This window comes from Pseudomonas sp. GW821-FHT07B01 (assembly GCF_059419065.1).
Window position 1 is genome coordinate 68,276 of the sequence record NZ_JBWKRA010000017.1, and the last position, 15,862, is coordinate 84,137.

18 protein-coding genes and 1 pseudogene are annotated in these 15,862 nt (G+C 61.2%); 16 read left to right on the top strand and 3 right to left on the bottom strand.

Going from position 1 to position 15,862, the window contains the following annotated elements; translation table 11 throughout:
* The first annotated feature begins 5 nt into the window (after nucleotides 1–5).
* From AC07S6_RS18925 to AC07S6_RS18945, 5 genes are all read left to right on the top strand, one after another.
* On the top strand, nucleotides 6–779 hold the full coding sequence (locus AC07S6_RS18925; RefSeq protein ID WP_495112783.1) for a fimbrial biogenesis chaperone: 774 nt from the start codon (nucleotides 6–8) through the stop codon (nucleotides 777–779).
* A 6-nt stretch (nucleotides 780–785) separates the two neighbouring features.
* Nucleotides 786–1,544, top strand: coding sequence for a fimbrial biogenesis chaperone (locus AC07S6_RS18930; protein WP_495112784.1), 759 nt, complete (start codon nucleotides 786–788; stop codon nucleotides 1,542–1,544).
* 145 nt (nucleotides 1,545–1,689) lie between these two features.
* Nucleotides 1,690–4,254 (top strand): fimbria/pilus outer membrane usher protein, encoded by a 2,565-nt coding sequence (locus tag AC07S6_RS18935; protein WP_495112785.1) that lies wholly within the window; start codon nucleotides 1,690–1,692, stop codon nucleotides 4,252–4,254.
* A complete protein-coding gene (locus AC07S6_RS18940; protein ID WP_495112786.1) occupies nucleotides 4,251–5,207 on the top strand; it encodes a fimbrial protein in 957 nt (318 codons plus the stop codon). The genes AC07S6_RS18935 and AC07S6_RS18940 overlap by 4 nt, the downstream gene beginning before the upstream one ends.
* Before the next feature lie 17 nt (nucleotides 5,208–5,224).
* Complete coding sequence (locus AC07S6_RS18945; protein ID WP_168223965.1) at nucleotides 5,225–5,740, top strand: fimbrial protein; 516 nt, start codon at nucleotides 5,225–5,227, stop codon at nucleotides 5,738–5,740.
* A gap of 94 nt (nucleotides 5,741–5,834) precedes the next feature.
* Here AC07S6_RS18945 and AC07S6_RS18950 read toward each other — a convergent pair whose 3' ends face one another.
* The 3 genes from AC07S6_RS18950 to AC07S6_RS18960 form a co-directional block, all read right to left on the bottom strand.
* Nucleotides 5,835–6,761: a phasin family protein gene (locus AC07S6_RS18950; RefSeq protein WP_495112787.1), complete on the bottom strand. Its 927-nt coding sequence runs from the start codon at nucleotides 6,759–6,761 to the stop codon at nucleotides 5,835–5,837.
* Nucleotides 6,762–6,773: 12 nt separating this feature from the next.
* Nucleotides 6,774–7,196 (bottom strand): phasin family protein, encoded by a 423-nt coding sequence (locus tag AC07S6_RS18955; RefSeq protein WP_032878324.1) that lies wholly within the window; start codon nucleotides 7,194–7,196, stop codon nucleotides 6,774–6,776.
* Between the two features lie 105 nt (nucleotides 7,197–7,301).
* The gene (locus AC07S6_RS18960; protein WP_495112788.1) at nucleotides 7,302–7,577 is read right to left on the bottom strand and encodes a polyhydroxyalkanoic acid system family protein; all 276 of its coding nucleotides are present in this window, start codon (nucleotides 7,575–7,577) and stop codon (nucleotides 7,302–7,304) included.
* Between the two features lie 145 nt (nucleotides 7,578–7,722).
* Here AC07S6_RS18960 and ubiE point away from each other — a divergent pair, with 145 nt between their 5' ends.
* The 11 genes and pseudogenes from ubiE to AC07S6_RS19015 all read left to right on the top strand — a co-directional run bounded on the left by ubiE (nucleotide 7,723) and on the right by AC07S6_RS19015 (nucleotide 15,829).
* Complete coding sequence (gene ubiE, locus AC07S6_RS18965; protein ID WP_003171186.1) at nucleotides 7,723–8,493, top strand: bifunctional demethylmenaquinone methyltransferase/2-methoxy-6-polyprenyl-1,4-benzoquinol methylase UbiE; 771 nt, start codon at nucleotides 7,723–7,725, stop codon at nucleotides 8,491–8,493.
* A complete protein-coding gene (locus AC07S6_RS18970; protein WP_019820017.1) occupies nucleotides 8,493–9,116 on the top strand; it encodes a ubiquinone biosynthesis accessory factor UbiJ in 624 nt (207 codons plus the stop codon). Before ubiE ends, AC07S6_RS18970 begins: the two co-directional genes overlap by 1 nt.
* Nucleotides 9,113–10,717, top strand: a complete 1,605-nt coding sequence (ubiB, locus tag AC07S6_RS18975; protein ID WP_019820016.1) for a ubiquinone biosynthesis regulatory protein kinase UbiB — start codon at nucleotides 9,113–9,115, stop codon at nucleotides 10,715–10,717. The genes AC07S6_RS18970 and ubiB overlap by 4 nt, the downstream gene beginning before the upstream one ends.
* 41 nt (nucleotides 10,718–10,758) lie before the next feature.
* Nucleotides 10,759–11,151: a phosphoribosyl-AMP cyclohydrolase gene (hisI, locus tag AC07S6_RS18980; protein WP_003187884.1), complete on the top strand. Its 393-nt coding sequence runs from the start codon at nucleotides 10,759–10,761 to the stop codon at nucleotides 11,149–11,151.
* Between the two features lie 2 nt (nucleotides 11,152–11,153).
* Nucleotides 11,154–11,486: a phosphoribosyl-ATP diphosphatase gene (locus AC07S6_RS18985; RefSeq protein WP_003187881.1), complete on the top strand. Its 333-nt coding sequence runs from the start codon at nucleotides 11,154–11,156 to the stop codon at nucleotides 11,484–11,486.
* Between the two features lie 27 nt (nucleotides 11,487–11,513).
* On the top strand, nucleotides 11,514–11,792 hold the full coding sequence (locus tag AC07S6_RS18990) for a twin-arginine translocase TatA/TatE family subunit (RefSeq protein WP_003187877.1): 279 nt from the start codon (nucleotides 11,514–11,516) through the stop codon (nucleotides 11,790–11,792).
* A 10-nt stretch (nucleotides 11,793–11,802) separates the two neighbouring features.
* On the top strand, nucleotides 11,803–12,219 hold the full coding sequence (gene tatB, locus AC07S6_RS18995) for a Sec-independent protein translocase protein TatB (protein WP_200583260.1): 417 nt from the start codon (nucleotides 11,803–11,805) through the stop codon (nucleotides 12,217–12,219).
* Nucleotides 12,216–13,007, top strand: coding sequence for a twin-arginine translocase subunit TatC (gene tatC, locus AC07S6_RS19000; RefSeq protein WP_034125559.1), 792 nt, complete (start codon nucleotides 12,216–12,218; stop codon nucleotides 13,005–13,007). Before tatB ends, tatC begins: the two co-directional genes overlap by 4 nt.
* Complete coding sequence (locus AC07S6_RS19005) at nucleotides 13,004–13,711, top strand: 16S rRNA (uracil(1498)-N(3))-methyltransferase (protein ID WP_014716554.1); 708 nt, start codon at nucleotides 13,004–13,006, stop codon at nucleotides 13,709–13,711. The genes tatC and AC07S6_RS19005 overlap by 4 nt, the downstream gene beginning before the upstream one ends.
* Nucleotides 13,712–13,912: 201 nt before the next feature.
* Nucleotides 13,913–14,971, top strand: a pseudogene (locus AC07S6_RS19010) (methyl-accepting chemotaxis protein); the annotation flags it as partial.
* 144 nt (nucleotides 14,972–15,115) lie between these two features.
* A complete protein-coding gene (locus AC07S6_RS19015; RefSeq protein ID WP_370712509.1) occupies nucleotides 15,116–15,829 on the top strand; it encodes a methyl-accepting chemotaxis protein in 714 nt (237 codons plus the stop codon).
* The last annotated feature ends 33 nt before the right edge of the window (nucleotides 15,830–15,862 follow it).

A 15,862-nucleotide genomic window follows, 5' to 3' on the forward strand; every position in this document is an offset into this window, starting at 1 on the left:
AGACAATGAAAACGAAGGCCCGTCTTACATTTGTCGCCGGTGTGTCTGGTGCAATGCTGCTGTTCACACTTGCCGCCGAGGCAGGCGTCATCATCCACGGCACACGGGTGATCTACCCTGCCGAACGGCAGGAAGTGATCGTACGCCTGGAAAACAAAGGCAATCGCCCGGCATTGGTGCAAACCTGGCTGGACGACGGCGACCGATACTCAACAGCCACCACTGCAAAAGCGCCGCTGAGTACGTCCCCCCCAATCTTCCGCATTGAGCCGCACCAGCAACAGGCATTGCGCCTGCGCTACTCGGGCGAGCCTTTGCCTGCCGATCGTGAAAGCCTGTTTTGGCTGAACGTACTGGAAGTGCCGCCGAGTGCCGCAAAGGGTGACGAGAATAACCAGATCGAATTGTCATTCCGTACCCGCTTGCGCGTATTCCTGCGCCCGCAAGCGTTGCCTTATCCGGCGGCAAACGCAGCCTCGAAACTGCAATGGAAACTGATCGCCCACGATCGCGGCTACGCCCTGCAAGCCACTAACCCGACGCCCTACCACGTCTCGCTTGCCTCTATCGAACTGCTCAGCGCCGGCCAGCGTTTTGCCAAAGCACCGAACCAGAGCGCCAACGACAGCCTGCTGCTGCCGGCCGGCGATGTAAAACGCTTTGCGCTGCCGCTATTGCGCGAATGTACGCGTACCCCGGCCAAGGTTGAGTTCACCAGCGTCAGCGATTTCGGTGCCCGCGTACGGCACTCGGCAGCGCTGCCTGGCTGCACGGGATAATCCACCATGAATGTACTTTCGATTTTTGCGCAGACCACCTTGCTGACCTTCACGCTGGCGGGCGCAACGGCACTGCAGGCGAGCGTGATCATCAACAGCACGCGCGTGGTTTATCCGCAGAACGACAAAGAGGTCACCGTCAGGCTGGAGAGCAAGAACCAGGCGCCGGTATTGGTCCAGACCTGGCTGGATAATGGCGATGAGCAGTCGACGCCACAGGTGGGCGGCATTCCTTTTGTGGTGACCCCGCCCATCTTCCGTATGGACCCGGGCAAGCAACAGGTGGTGCGCGTGGCCTATACCGGAGAATCCTTGCCGACGGCACAGGAAAGCCTGTTCTGGTTCAACTTGCTGGAAGTGCCTGCGCAATCTCCAAATGCGCAACAGGGCAACCAACTCCAGCTGGCGTTTCGCTCGCGGATCAAACTGTTCTTCCGTCCGCATAACCTGCCCTACGGAGTCGAAGCGGCACCCGGAAAACTGCAATGGCGACGCATCTCAAGCGCACAGGGCCAGGGCCTGGAAGTCTTCAACCCGACGCCCTATCACGTGACCTTTGAAGGCGTCGAGGTGCTGGAGTCCGGGCAACGACATGCGCGTAAAACCGCGTCGTCGGGCAGCGAAAACATGGTACTGCCCGGCAGCCACCTTCGCTTTGAGCTGCCCACGCTCAAAGCATCGGCCAATACCGAGGCGACCGTGGAGTTCCAGACACTTGATGACTATGGCGTGAAGGCCGTCCATAGCGCCAAGGCCCCGCCATGACAGCCACCAGAACAGACCTTCCAGCGTAGGGCGCCCTGACTGGCGCTACCCACGCCCCTACTTTTTCATGTCGATGCCCACTGACGCGGGTAGGGACTCCCTATGCCGACAGTCGACCGACACCTGTTTTTCGAGAATGCTGAACATGAGTTCCAACACGCCAACCGGCGTAAAAGCACGTCATCGCTTCAAGTGGACCCTGCATAGCCTGCTGTTTATCAGCGGCGCTGAAGCCGTCACCGCCCAAAGTGCCGAGCAAGTCGAATTCAACCCGGCCTTCTTTCCGGGTGGCAAGGCGGGCTTGCAGGTTGATATCGCCAAGTTCAACCAAGGCAACGTCGTCCTGCCTGGCAGCTACCGCGCCGATGTGCACCTTAACGGCCAGTGGGTCGGGCGTGAAACCCTGTCCTTTTCCAAGATCGCGGGCCATGACACCGCCCAGCTGTGCCTGGAGCCCCAGGCGCTGCTCAGGTTTGGCGTTACTGTCGATAGCGTCGAGGCAGCAGCCCTTTCCAACTGTGCCGACATCGCCAGCTACCTGCCCGGCGCCAGCAGCCAGTTCGATTCGGGTGAAAGTCGCCTCGACCTGCAAGTTCCGCAGATATACCTGGCGCGCCAGCCACGCGGCTACGTCGACCCGCAACACTGGGATGGCGGCGTGGATGCCGCGTTTGTGCGTTACAACACCAACACCTTCACCACGCGGACCGGCGGGCGCACCCTGGGCTCCAGCTACCTCGGCCTGAACACCGGCCTCAACCTGGGGGACTGGCACTGGCGCCACAACGGCAGCTACAGCCGCACCCATACCGCCTCGGGGTACCAAAGCAGCGCCACCTATGTACAGCGGGATTTGAGTGCCTTGAAGTCCCAACTGGTGCTTGGCGAAATCTATACCCCCGGCGAACTGTTCGACAGCGTGCGACTGCGCGGCGCCAGCCTGTCTTCCGATGACCGGATGCTGCCCGATTCACTGACCGGCTTTGCCCCGGTGGTGCGCGGGGTTGCCGAGACCAACGCACGGGTCAGTGTGCGCCAGCGCGGTGTGTTGCTGGATGAAGTCTCCGTCGCGCCCGGCCCGTTCGTGCTCAAGGACCTGTTCCCCACCGGTTACGGCGGCGACCTGAATGTCACCGTCACCGAAGCCGACGGTCGTACCCGTGAGTTCATCGTACCGTTTGCCGCCAACGCCAACCTGCTGCGCCCCGGCTACAGCCGCTATTCGCTGAGTGCCGGCCTGCTTGATGAAGTCGGCCTGCACCACCCGCCCAGGCTGATGCAAGCGACTTACCAGCATGGCCTGAGTAATCTGCTGACCGGTTATACCGGTGCCGTGATGGGTGAGGATTACCGCTCACAGTTGCTGGGGGCCGCGTTCAACACGCCGTTGGGCGCACTTTCTCTGGACTTGACCCAGTCGAACGCGCACCTGCCAGGGCATGGTTCACGCGCGGGTCAAAGCGTACAGCTGCGCTACAGCAAGAACTTCGCGAATACAGGTACCCACTTCGCGCTGGGCGCGTATCGCTACTCCACCGAAGGCTTCTTGAGCGTGAGCGACGCAGCACACATCCGCGACCTTGCGCTGGACGGGCTCAAGCTCGACACCGTCTCGCGACTGCGTGACCGAATGGACATCAGCCTCAACCAAAGCGTCGGCGACGGCTCGGTGTACCTGACCGGCTCCTCGCAAAACTATTGGAACCGCAACAATGGCAACCTGACGTTTACCGCCGGCTACAGCAGTACGTGGAAGGGTTTGCATTACACCGTCAGCGCGCAGCGCACCCGGGACTTGCTGAGCGAACGCGTCGACAAGCAATTGGACTTCACCGTCAGCCTGCCACTGGGCAGCGGCGCACGCTCGCCCACACTGACCACCACCGTCTACCGTGGCGATCAAAGCAGCGGCGAGCGCCTGAGCCTGGGCGGTACGCTTGGCGAGCGCAATGAATTGAGCTACGGCCTGAGCAGCAGCCGTGCTCAAGGCAGCGGCTATGCCACTAGCGCCGACATGAAATACCAGACCTCTCAAGGCGTGCTGTCGGCAAGCTACGGCCAAAGCAACGCGTACCAATCGACCTCCCTGGGCATGACCGGTGGCATCGTCGCCCACCGTGGCGGGGTGACCTTCGCCCCAGAGTTGGGCGACACCATCGGCATCGTCCAGGCTCCCGACGCCCTCGGCGCGCGGATCAACGGCAACCATGGCGCGCAGATCGGCAACAGCGGCTTCGCCGTGGTGCCGCACCTCACGCCTTACCGCCAGAACGTGGTCGAGTTGGACCCCAAGGATCTGTCCACGGATGTCGAGCTCAGGACCGCCGCTCAGAACGTCGCGCCACGAGCCGGCTCGGTGGTGCAGTTGCAATTCGAGACCGTCAGCGGGCAGGCCATGTTGATCACGGCGCTGCGGGAGGATGGCACGCCATTGCCGTTCGGCGCGGATGTGTTCGATGAAAGCGGCGCCAGCGTCGGGATCGTTGGCCAGGGTGGCAAAGCCTTTGTGCGCGTGTCACGAGGACAGGGGCAATTAACCGTCAAATGGGGTTCGGATGCCACGGCCCTGTGCAAGTTGCGCTATGACGTAAGCGCATCATCCACTGCCGTAGGCGCCAATCGCTTGCGCCACCTGAACGCAGGTGCCTGCCAGCGCGGACCGAAAACGACTTCCGCCCTACGCCCCATGACGATACGGAGTTCACAATGAAGCCATCGATCCCGCTCATTTCGACACTGCTGGCGCTTGGCCTGCCCATCGTGGCCCAGGCGGAGTGCGATAGCTATATGGACTCCGAGCACGGCCTGTCCCTCCCGGCAACCATTACGGTACCGGCCAACCTGCCCGAGGGGAGCATCATTACCCAGCAGCCATTCAGTGGCGTGGTTCCCGGCCGATTTTTCAATTGCCACAGCTTGACCCGCAGGCAAGTCACCTCCCGCAGGTATCCGCAACTCATGCCAGGCCAGATCTATTCCACTGAGGCTCCGGGCATCGGCGTGCGCATTAGAATTACCGATGCCCGGGGAGTGAGCAACTTCTACGCGATTGAAAATACGGTGACTCAACTGCCCACTGGACGCCACCCCATCTTCACCAATGCCGAGGCGATTTTCTACAAAACAGGGCCGGTGACCGGGGGGGTCGTACCTGCGGGAAGCATCTACAGATATACGTTGATGACTCGAATAGGTCAGCTCCTGGGCCGCTTTGAGCTAAAGCTCAACAACTCGGTCAGGTTTGTAAGCCCGGTTGCCACTTGCAGCCTCGAAGCGGGCGACGTTAACCGTTCCATCGTCCTTGACCCCGTGCAGGTCAGCGCTTTCAACAGCAGCCCCTACGCCGGCGCACACAACTTCGAGCTGACGGCCAATTGCAGCGACGCCACCAACGTCACCTTTCGTTTTTCCGGCGCACCTTCGCCTGAGAACAACCTGCTCTTTGCCAATACGGGCACCGCAAGGGGTGTCGCGCTGTGGCTGTATTCGCGCATCAACGGAACGAATCAAACGATCCCTGCCAATGGCAGCGACAACGAACGCACGCTGGTTGTGAGCGGCAATCGCGCGGTACTGCCACTCGGCGCTGCGTACCACAAAAGCGGCACGGTCGACCAAGGCACGCTGATCAGTACCGCTACCGTCAACATCACCTACAACTGAAACCCTGAGGATTAACGATGCGTCTCTCAACACTGCCCCTGCTATTGGCGTTTACCGCCAGCCTGGGCGCTCCTGTCGCCTTCGCTGCTACCACCGGCACCCTGACCTTCCAAGGCGTGGTCAACGCGGGCACGTGCAACCTGATCGCCGGCGATGTAAACCGCACCATCACTCTACCGCCCGTCAAAGTGTCGGACTTCGACAGTGCCGACTCCGCGGGAGAACACGATTTCGAGCTTGCCGCCGACTGCGACTCTGACGTCAAGAACGTGATCTTCCAATTCGCTGGCACACCCTCCGCTGGCAACGCAGAGCTCTTCGCCAATACGGGAACGTCGGGCGGCACCGCTCTTTGGCTGGCCAGCGCAGGCATCATCCCCGCCAACGGTACTGAGGCCCAGCGTAGCCGCACGGTTGCAACGAGCAGCAGCAAGGCGGTACTGGCGCTCAAAGCGGCTTACCACAAAACCGGCGCGGCGATTTCCCACGGCACGCTGGCCAGTGCCGTCACCGTTTCGATTACTTATAACTGATGGGCTTGGTGTAGCGCCTCGTGACGCCTGATTGTTCCGGCCCATAAAAAATGCCCGACCTTTAAAGGCCGGGCATTTTCTGGTCCCGCAAAAATCAGGACTGACTGGATGGCGTCGGGGTTACCGGCGTTGCAGTCGGGGTAGCAGCGGTGGGCGACGGTGCGGACACCGAATTGGCTGCTGAAGCAGTCGGAGCCGGCTTGGCCGCCACGGCAGGCTTTGGCGCTGCTGGCTTTTTCGCCGCCGCAGGCTTTTTGGCCACCGCAGGTTTTGCCGCAGGTTTCACTGCTGCTGGTTTGGCGGCGGATTTTGCCGCAGCTGGCTTGGCAGCGGGTTTGGCGGCAGGTTTTGCAGCGGACTTGGCAGCAGCCGGTTTAGCCGCAGGTTTCGCTGCTGCTTTAGCAGCCACTGGCTTGGCGGCAGGCTTGCTGGCCGGTTTGGCCGCAGCTGTTTTGGCCGCTGGCTTAGCTGCAGGTTTCGTCGCGGCTTTGGCTGGAGCCTTGGCCGCAGATTTTGCAGCCGGTTTAGCGGCAGCTTTAACCAGAGGCTTGGCAGCGGCTTTGGCTGCGGGTTTTGCAGCTGCGGTTTTGGCCGCAGGTTTTGCCGCGGCGGTCTTGGCTGGAGCCGCTTTGGCGCCGGTGAGTTTTTCGATTTGCCTGGTCAAGGTATCGACCTTGCTGTGCAACGTCTTCAACTCAGCCTTGCTGGGCACGCCCAGTCGCGAAATAGCACTGTTGAGGCGCTTGTCGAAGGTTTCTTCCAACTTGCCCCACGTGTCAGAAATGCTCGACTTGGCGGAACCGGCCGTTGCCTTGGCCGCATCAACTTTTTTACCCACTGTACTCTTGGTCAACTTCTCGGCCTTCTCGCCGTCCTTGACCAGAGTCTCGAAGTATTTACCGCCGTCACTGCTAACCTTCGAGTACACGCCTAAACCAGCAAGCCAGATTTTGCGGGAATATTTTTCAACTTCCCCGACCCACGAGCTGCCTTCTTTCTGAGTAGTCTTTTTAACAGCCATCCCGATGTCTCCTTAGTGTTTACGCGCGACACGTTCGAGCAATGCCGTCAGCTCTTCGAGCTTAGCAGAGAGTGTCTCCACGTCATGTTTAGACGCAATGCCGATTCGATTCAAGGCACTTGCAACACGCGTGTCAAAAGCTTTTTCAACTTTATCCAGCTGAACTTCAACCAGGCCCCTGACGCCGGAGACATTACTCTTTACCTGGTCAATCTGACTGTTGGCGGCGTCAAGTTGTTCAACTACAACTTTTTTACCTTTACTTTCAACACGTTGGCCGCTCTTAACCAGCTCTTTGAAGTACTCGCCGCCCTCACTGCCGACCTTCGCATAGGCGCCAAGACCCGCCAGCCAGATCTTGCGGGCATAGCTTTTAACCTCACTCAGGGGGGTGGTTTGAACGTCGATTTTTTTCTTCAAAATAACTTTGGCCATGGTGCACCTCACACAAAAAGGGGGGGGAGGACGGCCCGCAGGAGTTGAGGGCGTGGGCACAAAGTAGGGTTTAAAATTAGAATCGGCACCCTAAGAGCAGCCAAGTCAGGCCAACGCTTTATCCAAGGCCTTTTCGATTTCGGACTTTATCGTGCCACTCATGGCCGACATCAACAGGCCGAGTTCGACATCGATGCGCAATGAGTCTTCGGCCACCGCAACCGTGCCTTTAACCCCGGAGCGCTTGAGCTTCAGGGTGTCGCCAGCCCATGAAGACTCCACCCCATATTTATCCTCGAGTTTGCGCGCCAATTGCTCAGCCTTGGCCCGCGCCTGTTCTTTTCCCAGGGTATGTTCACGCTCAACGGTAATACGGGCCATTGCAATGACTCCTCTTTATAACGACTCAGAACACCCGCCATGCGGCAAAAGGTCTCGATGAGCGCCTATCTTACCTGCAGCCTTGCCAAGACAAAGTAGGCCTTGGGGATTATCATGTCCCGCATTCTCTTTTGGTGACAGCGATATGACTGATCAGCGCAAAGGCAGCGATGCCGAACCCACCACTCACTTCGGCTTCAAGAACGTCCCGGAAAGCCAAAAGGCGGAAAAAGTCGCTGAGGTGTTCCACTCCGTGGCGGCCAAGTATGACCTGATGAATGACGTGCTTTCCGGCGGCATGCACCGCCTATGGAAGCGCTTCACCATCGAGTTGTCGGGCGTACGCACCGGCAACCGGGTGCTGGACATCGCCGGCGGCACGGGCGACCTGGCCGCCAAGTTCTCCAAGCTGGTTGGCCCGACTGGCCAGGTGGTATTGGCCGATATCAACGGCTCGATGCTCAAGGTGGGCCGCGACCGCCTGCTCGACAAAGGCGTAGCCGGCAATATCGAGTTCGTTCAGGCCGATGCCGAGAAGCTGCCCTTCCCCGACAACCATTTCGACTGCGTAACCATCGCGTTCGGCCTGCGTAACGTGACTCACAAGGAAGACGCGATCCGCTCGATGCTGCGCGTACTCAAGCCGGGTGGCCGCCTGCTGGTGCTGGAATTCTCCAAGCCGACCAACGCGCTGATGTCCAAGGTCTACGACACCTATTCGTTCGCCTTCATGCCACTGATGGGCAAGCTGATCACCAACGACGCCGAGAGCTACCGCTACCTGGCCGAGTCGATCCGCATGCACCCGGACCAGGAAACCCTGAAGTCGATGATGGTGGAGGCCGGTTTCGACCGCGTGACCTACCACAACATGACGTCCGGCATCGTCGCCCTGCACCGCGGCATCAAGCCCTGATGCTGCTGCAAGGTCTTCTCGCCAGCGTCGAGCACGGCCTCAACCGTGTACTGCGCCTGGACAGCACCGCCCTGGCGCGGCTCGCGCACCTGACCGGCAAAGTCATTGCCGTCGACTGCCGAAGCCCCGCCTTGCAGCTGTTTATCCTGCCCAGCGATGAAGGCCTGCTGCTCGCCACTCAATGGGCCGCTGAGGCCGATTGCACCCTGCGTGCACCAGCCTCAAGCCTGTTGCACCTGGCACTGAGCCGCAACAAGACCGCCATCCTCCACAGCCCCGAGGTGGAACTGGAAGGCGACAGTGCGGTGCTGATGGACCTGGCCGCCGTGCTGCAAGACCTGGAGCTGGACTGGGAATACGAACTGTCGCGCTGGATTGGCCCCGTCGCCACCCAGTTGATCAGCGGGCACCTGCGCAGCCGCTCGCGCTGGTACCAGCAAGGGTTCGCCAGCCTCAACCAGAACCTTGCCGAATACCTGAGCGAAGAATCGCGCACCCTGGTCGGGCAACGGGAAGCGCAAGCGCGCTTTCGCGAGCTCGACAAGGCCAAAATCGACCTGGAACGCCTCGAGGCCCGCTTCGAGCGCTTGAGCCGTTCCCTTGATCCAAGCGATAACGCATGAAGCTGCTCGCCGTCCGCCGTTTGTTTCGTATCCAGCGCGTCGTAATCCGCTACCGTCTCGATGACCTGCTGTTTGCCCTGCCTTTGCCATGGTTCCTGCTGGCGGTGCGTTATGTGCTGCCGTGGCGCTGGTTGCCGCGCAAACCGTCACCGTTGAGCCGTGGCGCCAGCCTGCGCCTGGCGTTGCAGGATTTGGGGCCGATCTTCATCAAGTTCGGGCAGATCCTCTCCACCCGCCGCGACCTGTTGCCCGAAGACATCGCCGACGAGCTGATGCTGCTGCAAGACCGCGTGCCGCCGTTCGATTCGCAGCAATCGATGGCGCTGATCGAAGAACAGCTGGGCCAGAAGATAAGCGAGGTGTTCAGCCGCTTCGACGTCGAGCCCCTGGCCTCGGCGTCGGTGGCGCAAGTGCACGCCGCGCAGCTCAAGACCGGCGAAGAAGTGGTGGTGAAAGTCATTCGCCCAGGCCTCAAGCCGATCATCGGCCAGGACCTGGCATGGCTGTTCATCCTGGCCCGCGCGGCCGAACGCTTCTCTGCCGATGCGCGCCTGCTGCACCCGGTGGACGTGGTCGCCGACTACGAAAAAACCATCTACGACGAACTCGACCTGCTGCGCGAAGCGGCCAACGCCAGCCAATTGCGACGCAACTTCGAAGGCTCGCAACTGCTGTACGTGCCGCAGGTGTATTGGGACTGGTGCCGGCCCAAAGTGCTGGTGATGGAGCGCATCTACGGCGTGCAGGTCACCGACCTTGCGACCCTGGCCGACCAGCGCACCGACATGAAGATGCTGGCCGAGCGCGGTGTGGAAATCTTCTTCACCCAAGTGTTCCGCGACAGCTTCTTCCACGCCGACATGCACCCGGGCAACATCTTCGTCAGCACCGTCAACCCGTGGAGCCCGCAGTACATCGCCATCGACTGCGGCATCGTCGGCAGCCTCACCCCGGAAGACCAGGATTACCTGGCGCGCAACCTGTTTGCCTTCTTCAAGCGCGACTACCGTCGTGTGGCGCAGCTGCACATTGATTCGGGTTGGGTGCCGGCGGAAACCAAGCTCAACGAATTCGAAGCGGCGATCCGTACCGTCTGCGAGCCGATCTTTGAAAAACCGTTAAAAGATATTTCCTTCGGTCAGGTACTGATGCGTCTGTTCCAGACCGCGCGGCGTTTCAATATGGAAGTACAGCCGCAGTTGGTGTTGTTGCAGAAGACCCTGCTGAACATCGAAGGCCTGGGCCGCCAGCTGTACCCGGACCTCGACTTGTGGAACACCGCGCAACCCTTCCTGGAACGCTGGATGCGCGAGCGCATGAGCCCCAAAACCATGCTGGGCAACCTGCACAGCCAGTTCGAACAGCTGCCGCACCTGGCCAACATGACCCGCGACCTGCTGGAGCGCATGTCCCAGCCCCACGCCAAGGACCCTGAGCCACCGTGGCGCAAGCGCAAGGACGACTGGTTCCTGCGCCTGCTCGGCGCCGCGCACCTGGTGGGCGGTGTGATGCTGGCGATTGGTGGGCCATTGAACCAACTGGGCCACTGGCCAGCCGGCATCATGGTCGCCGTGGGTGTTTATCTGATCGTGCGTCGATAGCCCATCCGGTTATACACTGTCGCAAATTGCCGGAGCCGAACATGAAAGACTGGCTGGATGAGATCAAGTGGGACAGTGACGGCCTGGTGCCGGCCATTGCCCAGGACTACAAGACCGGGCGCGTGCTGATGATGGCCTGGATGAACCGCGAGGCCCTGAGCCTCACCGCCGCCGAGCAGCGCGCCATCTACTGGTCACGTTCGCGTGGCAAACTGTGGCGCAAGGGCGAAGAATCCGGGCACGTGCAGACCCTGCACGAGCTGCGCCTGGACTGCGATGCCGACGTGGTGATCCTCAAGGTCGAGCAGATCGGCGGCATTGCCTGCCACACTGGCCGCCACAGTTGCTTCTATCGCGTGTTCGAGAATGGCGAATGGAAGGTTGTGGAGCCGGTGCTCAAAGACCCGCACGCCATCTACCCAGCAGGACACTGAACATGAGCGATACCCTGAACCGTGTGGCCCAGGTGCTGGAAGACCGCAAAGGCGCGGATGCCGACAGCTCCTACGTCGCCAGCCTGTACCACAAGGGTCTGAACAAGATTCTGGAAAAACTCGGCGAAGAATCCGTCGAGACCATCATTGCGGCCAAGGACGCGCAAATCAGCGGTGATTACAGCGATGTAATCTATGAGACCGCAGACTTGTGGTTCCATAGCCTGGTGATGCTCGCCCAACTGGGGCAGCACCCACAGGCCGTGCTGGATGAACTGGACCGTCGCTTCGGCTTGTCCGGGCACGCCGAGAAGGCCTCGCGCCCGTCCGCCTGAATAACGTAAGACTTGAGGATTTGAAGCATGGGCATTTTTGACTGGAAACACTGGATCGTCATTCTGGTGGTGGTGGTATTGGTGTTCGGCACCAAGAAGCTCAAGAACCTGGGCACCGATGTGGGCGAGTCGATCAAGGGCTTTCGCAAAGCCATGAACGATGATGAAAAGCCAGCCGAGCCAAGCGCCAACCCGGTGCCACCGGCCCAGCCTGTTCACCCGCAGGCCACCCAGCCGATCACCGAGCGCCGTACCTTCGACGTGCAGGCTGAAAAGGTCCAAGAGCCGACCCGCAAAGACTCGTGAGCACTGACTAATGTTTGGTATCAGCTTCTCTGAACTGCTGCTCGTCGGCCTGGTGGCCCTGCTGGTACTGGGGCCGGAACGCCTACCCGGCGCCGCACGCACCGCCGGCTTGTGGATCGGGCGCCTCAAGCGCAGTTTCAACGCGATCAAACAGGAAGTTGAACGGGAAATCGGTGCCGACGAAATCCGTCGGCAATTGCACAACGAGCACATCCTCTCGTTGGAGCAGGAAGCCCGCAAGATTCTTTCCCCGGTGCAAGAGCCGGCCAAGCCGGTAACGCCGGTAACGCCGGTGGCCGAGCACAGCATCGCGCCAGCCCCTGTGGCCGACGCCGCACCGGCAGCGCCCGCTCCTACGACGCCCGCGCCGACGCCCGTTGCGTCGCCCGCACCCCATGACCCTACATTGCCGCCGCGAGCCCCATGAGCGCTGATAAACCGGAAAACGACCAGCATATGCCGCTGGTCTCGCACCTCACCGAGCTGCGTACCCGCCTGCTGCGTTGCGTGGCGGCGATCTTCATCATCTTTGCCGGGCTGTTCGCCTTTACCCAGCAGATCTACACCTTCGTCTCGACGCCCCTGCGCCAGTACCTGCCGGCCGGCGCGACGATGATCGCCACCGATGTGTCGTCGCCGTTCCTGACGCCCTTGAAGCTGACCATGATGGTCTCGCTGTTCCTGGCGATCCCGGTGATCCTGCATCAGATATGGGGGTTTATCGCGCCAGGCCTGTACAAGCATGAGAAGCGCATCGCCGTGCCGTTGCTGGTGTCGAGCATCCTGCTGTTCTACACCGGCATGGCCTTCGCCTATTTCCTGGTGTTCCCACTGATCTTCAAGTTCTTCGCCGCCGCCACCCCGGCCGGCGTGGAAATGATGACCGATATCACCAGCTACCTCGATTTCGTGATGACGCTGTTCTTCGCCTTTGGCGTGGCGTTTGAAATTCCGGTAGCGGTAGTGTTGCTGGTGTGGATCGGCGTGGTCGACGTCAAGTACCTGAAGAAGATCCGCCCGTACGTGATCATCGGCTGCTTCGTGGTCGGCATGATCCTCACGCCACCGGACATCTTCTCCCAGACCTTGCTGGCCGTGCCGATGTGGATGCTGTTCGAGGTGGGCATCCTGTTCAGCGGCCTGATCAGCAAGCGTGGCGAACACCCGGATGACGCGCCTGCCGACGACGACCAACCGCCAGCGACCCAGCCGTGAACCTGCTGCTGCTCGAAGAGGCCGACTTTATCGCGGCCGACCGCGTAGTGCTGCGTGATCGTCGCCTGGTGCATATGCAGGAGGTTCACCGCGCCGCCGTCGGTGACTCCCTGCGCGTGGGCCGCATTGGCGGGCTGATGGGCAATGCCCAACTGCTGCGCCTGGAAGCCGCTGAAGCCGAACTGCAAGTAAGCTTCGACCAACCGCCACCGAGCAAATTACCCCTGACCTTGCTGCTGGCCCTGCCCCGCCCAAAGATGCTGCGCCGGGTGCTGCAAACGGTGGCGGCCATGGGCGTGCCCAAGGTGGTACTGGTCAACAGCTACCGCGTGGAAAAAAGCTTCTGGCAAACCCCGTTCCTGGAGCCGGAAGCGGTGCGCGAGCAACTGATCCTCGGCCTGGAACAAGCGCGGGACACGGTGCTGCCCGAGATCATTATCGAGAAACGCTTCAAGCCGTTTGTGGAAGATCGGCTGCCGGCCATGGCGGCTGGCACCCTGGGCCTGATCGGCCATCCGGGCGATTACCCGGCCTGCCCCCGAGCCCTCGAGGAACCGGTGACCCTGGCGATCGGCCCGGAAGGCGGCTGGATTCCCTATGAAGTGGACTTGCTGGCCAAGGCCGGTTTGCAGCCGGTGCAACTGGGTGCACGTATTTTGCGCGTCGAAACCGCCGTAACGGCCCTGCTCGCCCGCCTGTTCTAACCCCCCGACTGATCGTGCCCACGCTCTGCGTGGGAATGCCGCTCAGGACGCTCTGCGTCCGCCCTTGTGACGCAGAGCGTCACGCCATTCATTCCCACGCAGAGTGAACTGATCACCAGAGCGTGGGAACGATCAAGTATCCCCGTGCGTTGCCGATAGCCTTTGAATAAGTCCAAGCCTTGTTCCAGGGGAGTTCGCAGCATGTATCGTTGGTTAGCCGAGAAGTTGGGGAATGTAAGCGTCAACCGCAAGCTGAGCGTGGGCTTTGGCCTGGTGTTGCTCCTGACGCTGTTGATCACCTTTACCGGCTGGACCGGCCTGGGGGATGTGATCAGTCGCGGCGACAAGCTGGGCTTTATTTCCAGCCTCAATGGCCTGACCAAAGACCTGCGCCTGGCACGTCTGGACTTCGATATGCGCCGTGGCGAGCAAGGCACGGACAAGGTCGACGGCCTGCTCGCCCACCTCGACAGCGGCCTGAAGACCGCCGCCGAGCTGATCGAGCAACCTGACGACAAAGCCCTGGTCGAGCAACAGCAGGAAGCCTTGAACCAATACAAAAAGGCCTTCGCGGCCATGGTCCAGGCGGGCCTCAAGCGTGAGGGTGCTCGCAGCAAGCTCGGCGACACTGCCGACAATGCTGTCGCCAAGATCAATGAAATCGAAAAAGCCCTGCTGCAAGGTGACAGCGTCACCCAGTTCAACAGCGTGGTGGAGCAGAGCAAGCTGATCCAGCAATCGCGCTTCCAAGTACGCGGCTACACCTACAGCGGCAAGGTCGAAGCCGAGCAACCGGCCCTGGATGCTATCGACAACGCCCTGAAGAAAATCACCGAACTGCAAGGCCAGCTGCCGGCCCAATACCAGGCCAACCTGCAAGAAGCCGGGGCTTCACTGCAAGCCTACCGCGCTGCCGTCAGCCAGTATCGCGATTCCCAGGTCGCCAGCGCGGCTGCGCTGAAAACCATGATCGCCCAAGGCGACATCCTGCTGGGCCACAGTGAAAAACTCACCGTCTCCCAGACCGCCGTGCGTGACGCAGATGCCGCGCAGGCCAAATACCTGTTGCTGCTTGCCACCGTGCTGGCGCTGATCGTCGGCATCTTCGCAGCCTGGGCCATCACCCGCCAGATCGTCATCCCCCTGAACCAGACCCTTAAAGTCGCCGAGCGTGTGGCCTCCGGCGATCTGAGCCACAACCTGGAATCGGGCCGCCAGGACGAACTGGGTCAATTGCAGCGTGCCATGCAAAGCATGACCGTAGGCCTGCGCGAGTTGATCGGCGGGATCAGCGACGGGGTCACCCAGATCGCCAGCGCCGCCGAGCAGTTGTCGGCCGTGACCGAACAAACCAGCGCCGGGGTCAACAGCCAGAAGGTCGAGACCGACCAGGTGGCCACCGCCATGAACGAGATGGCCGCCACCGTGCAGGAGGTGGCGCGCAACGCCGAAGAGGCCTCGGAAGCCGCCGTGGCTGCCGACCAGCAAGCCCGTGAAGGCGATCAGGTGGTGGGTGAAGCCATCGCCCAGATCGAGCGCCTGGCCACCGAAGTGGGTAATTCCACGGTGGCCATGGGTGAACTCAAGCGCGAAAGCGACAAGATCGGCAGTGTGCTCGACGTGATCAAATCCGTGGCCCAGCAAACCAACCTGCTGGCCCTTAACGCCGCCATTGAGGCCGCGCGTGCCGGTGAGGCCGGCCGTGGCTTTGCCGTGGTGGCCGACGAGGTGCGCAGCCTGGCCCAGCGCACGCAGAAGTCCACTGAAGAGATCGAAGAGCTGATCGTCGGCCTGCAAAGTGGTACCCAGCAGGTGGCAACCATCATGGACAACAGCCGCGGGCTGACCGAGAGCAGTGTTGAGCTGACGCGCCGCGCCGGCCACGCGCTGGGCAATATCACCCGCACCGTCTCGACCATTCAGGCCATGAACTCGCAGATCGCCACCGCCGCCGAGCAACAAAGCGCCGTGGCTGAAGAGATCAACCGCAGCGTGCTGAATGTGCGCGACATCTCCGAACAAACCTCGTCGGCCAGCGAAGAAACTGCGTCCTCCAGTGCCGAACTGGCGCGCCTGGGGATCTACCTGCAGACCCTGGTTGGGCGCTTCCGGGTCTGAATTACCCTACGCGGCGGCTTACCAAAGCCGCCG

Bases quoted from the DNA above. Each gene is read 5' to 3' on its own strand.
- AC07S6_RS18925 (WP_495112783.1), top strand. From the start codon at position 6: ATGAAAACGAAGGCCCGTCTTACATTTGTCGCCGGTGTGTCTGGTGCA.
- AC07S6_RS18930 (WP_495112784.1), top strand. From the start codon at position 786: ATGAATGTACTTTCGATTTTTGCGCAGACCACCTTGCTGACCTTCACG.
- AC07S6_RS18935 (WP_495112785.1), top strand. From the start codon at position 1,690: ATGAGTTCCAACACGCCAACCGGCGTAAAAGCACGTCATCGCTTCAAG.
- AC07S6_RS18940 (WP_495112786.1), top strand. From the start codon at position 4,251: ATGAAGCCATCGATCCCGCTCATTTCGACACTGCTGGCGCTTGGCCTG.
- AC07S6_RS18945 (WP_168223965.1), top strand. From the start codon at position 5,225: ATGCGTCTCTCAACACTGCCCCTGCTATTGGCGTTTACCGCCAGCCTG.
- AC07S6_RS18950 (WP_495112787.1), bottom strand. From the start codon at position 6,761: ATGGCTGTTAAAAAGACTACTCAGAAAGAAGGCAGCTCGTGGGTCGGG.
- AC07S6_RS18955 (WP_032878324.1), bottom strand. From the start codon at position 7,196: ATGGCCAAAGTTATTTTGAAGAAAAAAATCGACGTTCAAACCACCCCC.
- AC07S6_RS18960 (WP_495112788.1), bottom strand. From the start codon at position 7,577: ATGGCCCGTATTACCGTTGAGCGTGAACATACCCTGGGAAAAGAACAG.
- ubiE (WP_003171186.1), top strand. From the start codon at position 7,723: ATGACTGATCAGCGCAAAGGCAGCGATGCCGAACCCACCACTCACTTC.
- AC07S6_RS18970 (WP_019820017.1), top strand. From the start codon at position 8,493: ATGCTGCTGCAAGGTCTTCTCGCCAGCGTCGAGCACGGCCTCAACCGT.
- ubiB (WP_019820016.1), top strand. From the start codon at position 9,113: ATGAAGCTGCTCGCCGTCCGCCGTTTGTTTCGTATCCAGCGCGTCGTA.
- hisI (WP_003187884.1), top strand. From the start codon at position 10,759: ATGAAAGACTGGCTGGATGAGATCAAGTGGGACAGTGACGGCCTGGTG.
- AC07S6_RS18985 (WP_003187881.1), top strand. From the start codon at position 11,154: ATGAGCGATACCCTGAACCGTGTGGCCCAGGTGCTGGAAGACCGCAAA.
- AC07S6_RS18990 (WP_003187877.1), top strand. From the start codon at position 11,514: ATGGGCATTTTTGACTGGAAACACTGGATCGTCATTCTGGTGGTGGTG.
- tatB (WP_200583260.1), top strand. From the start codon at position 11,803: ATGTTTGGTATCAGCTTCTCTGAACTGCTGCTCGTCGGCCTGGTGGCC.
- tatC (WP_034125559.1), top strand. From the start codon at position 12,216: ATGAGCGCTGATAAACCGGAAAACGACCAGCATATGCCGCTGGTCTCG.
- AC07S6_RS19015 (WP_370712509.1), top strand. From the start codon at position 15,116: ATGAACGAGATGGCCGCCACCGTGCAGGAGGTGGCGCGCAACGCCGAA.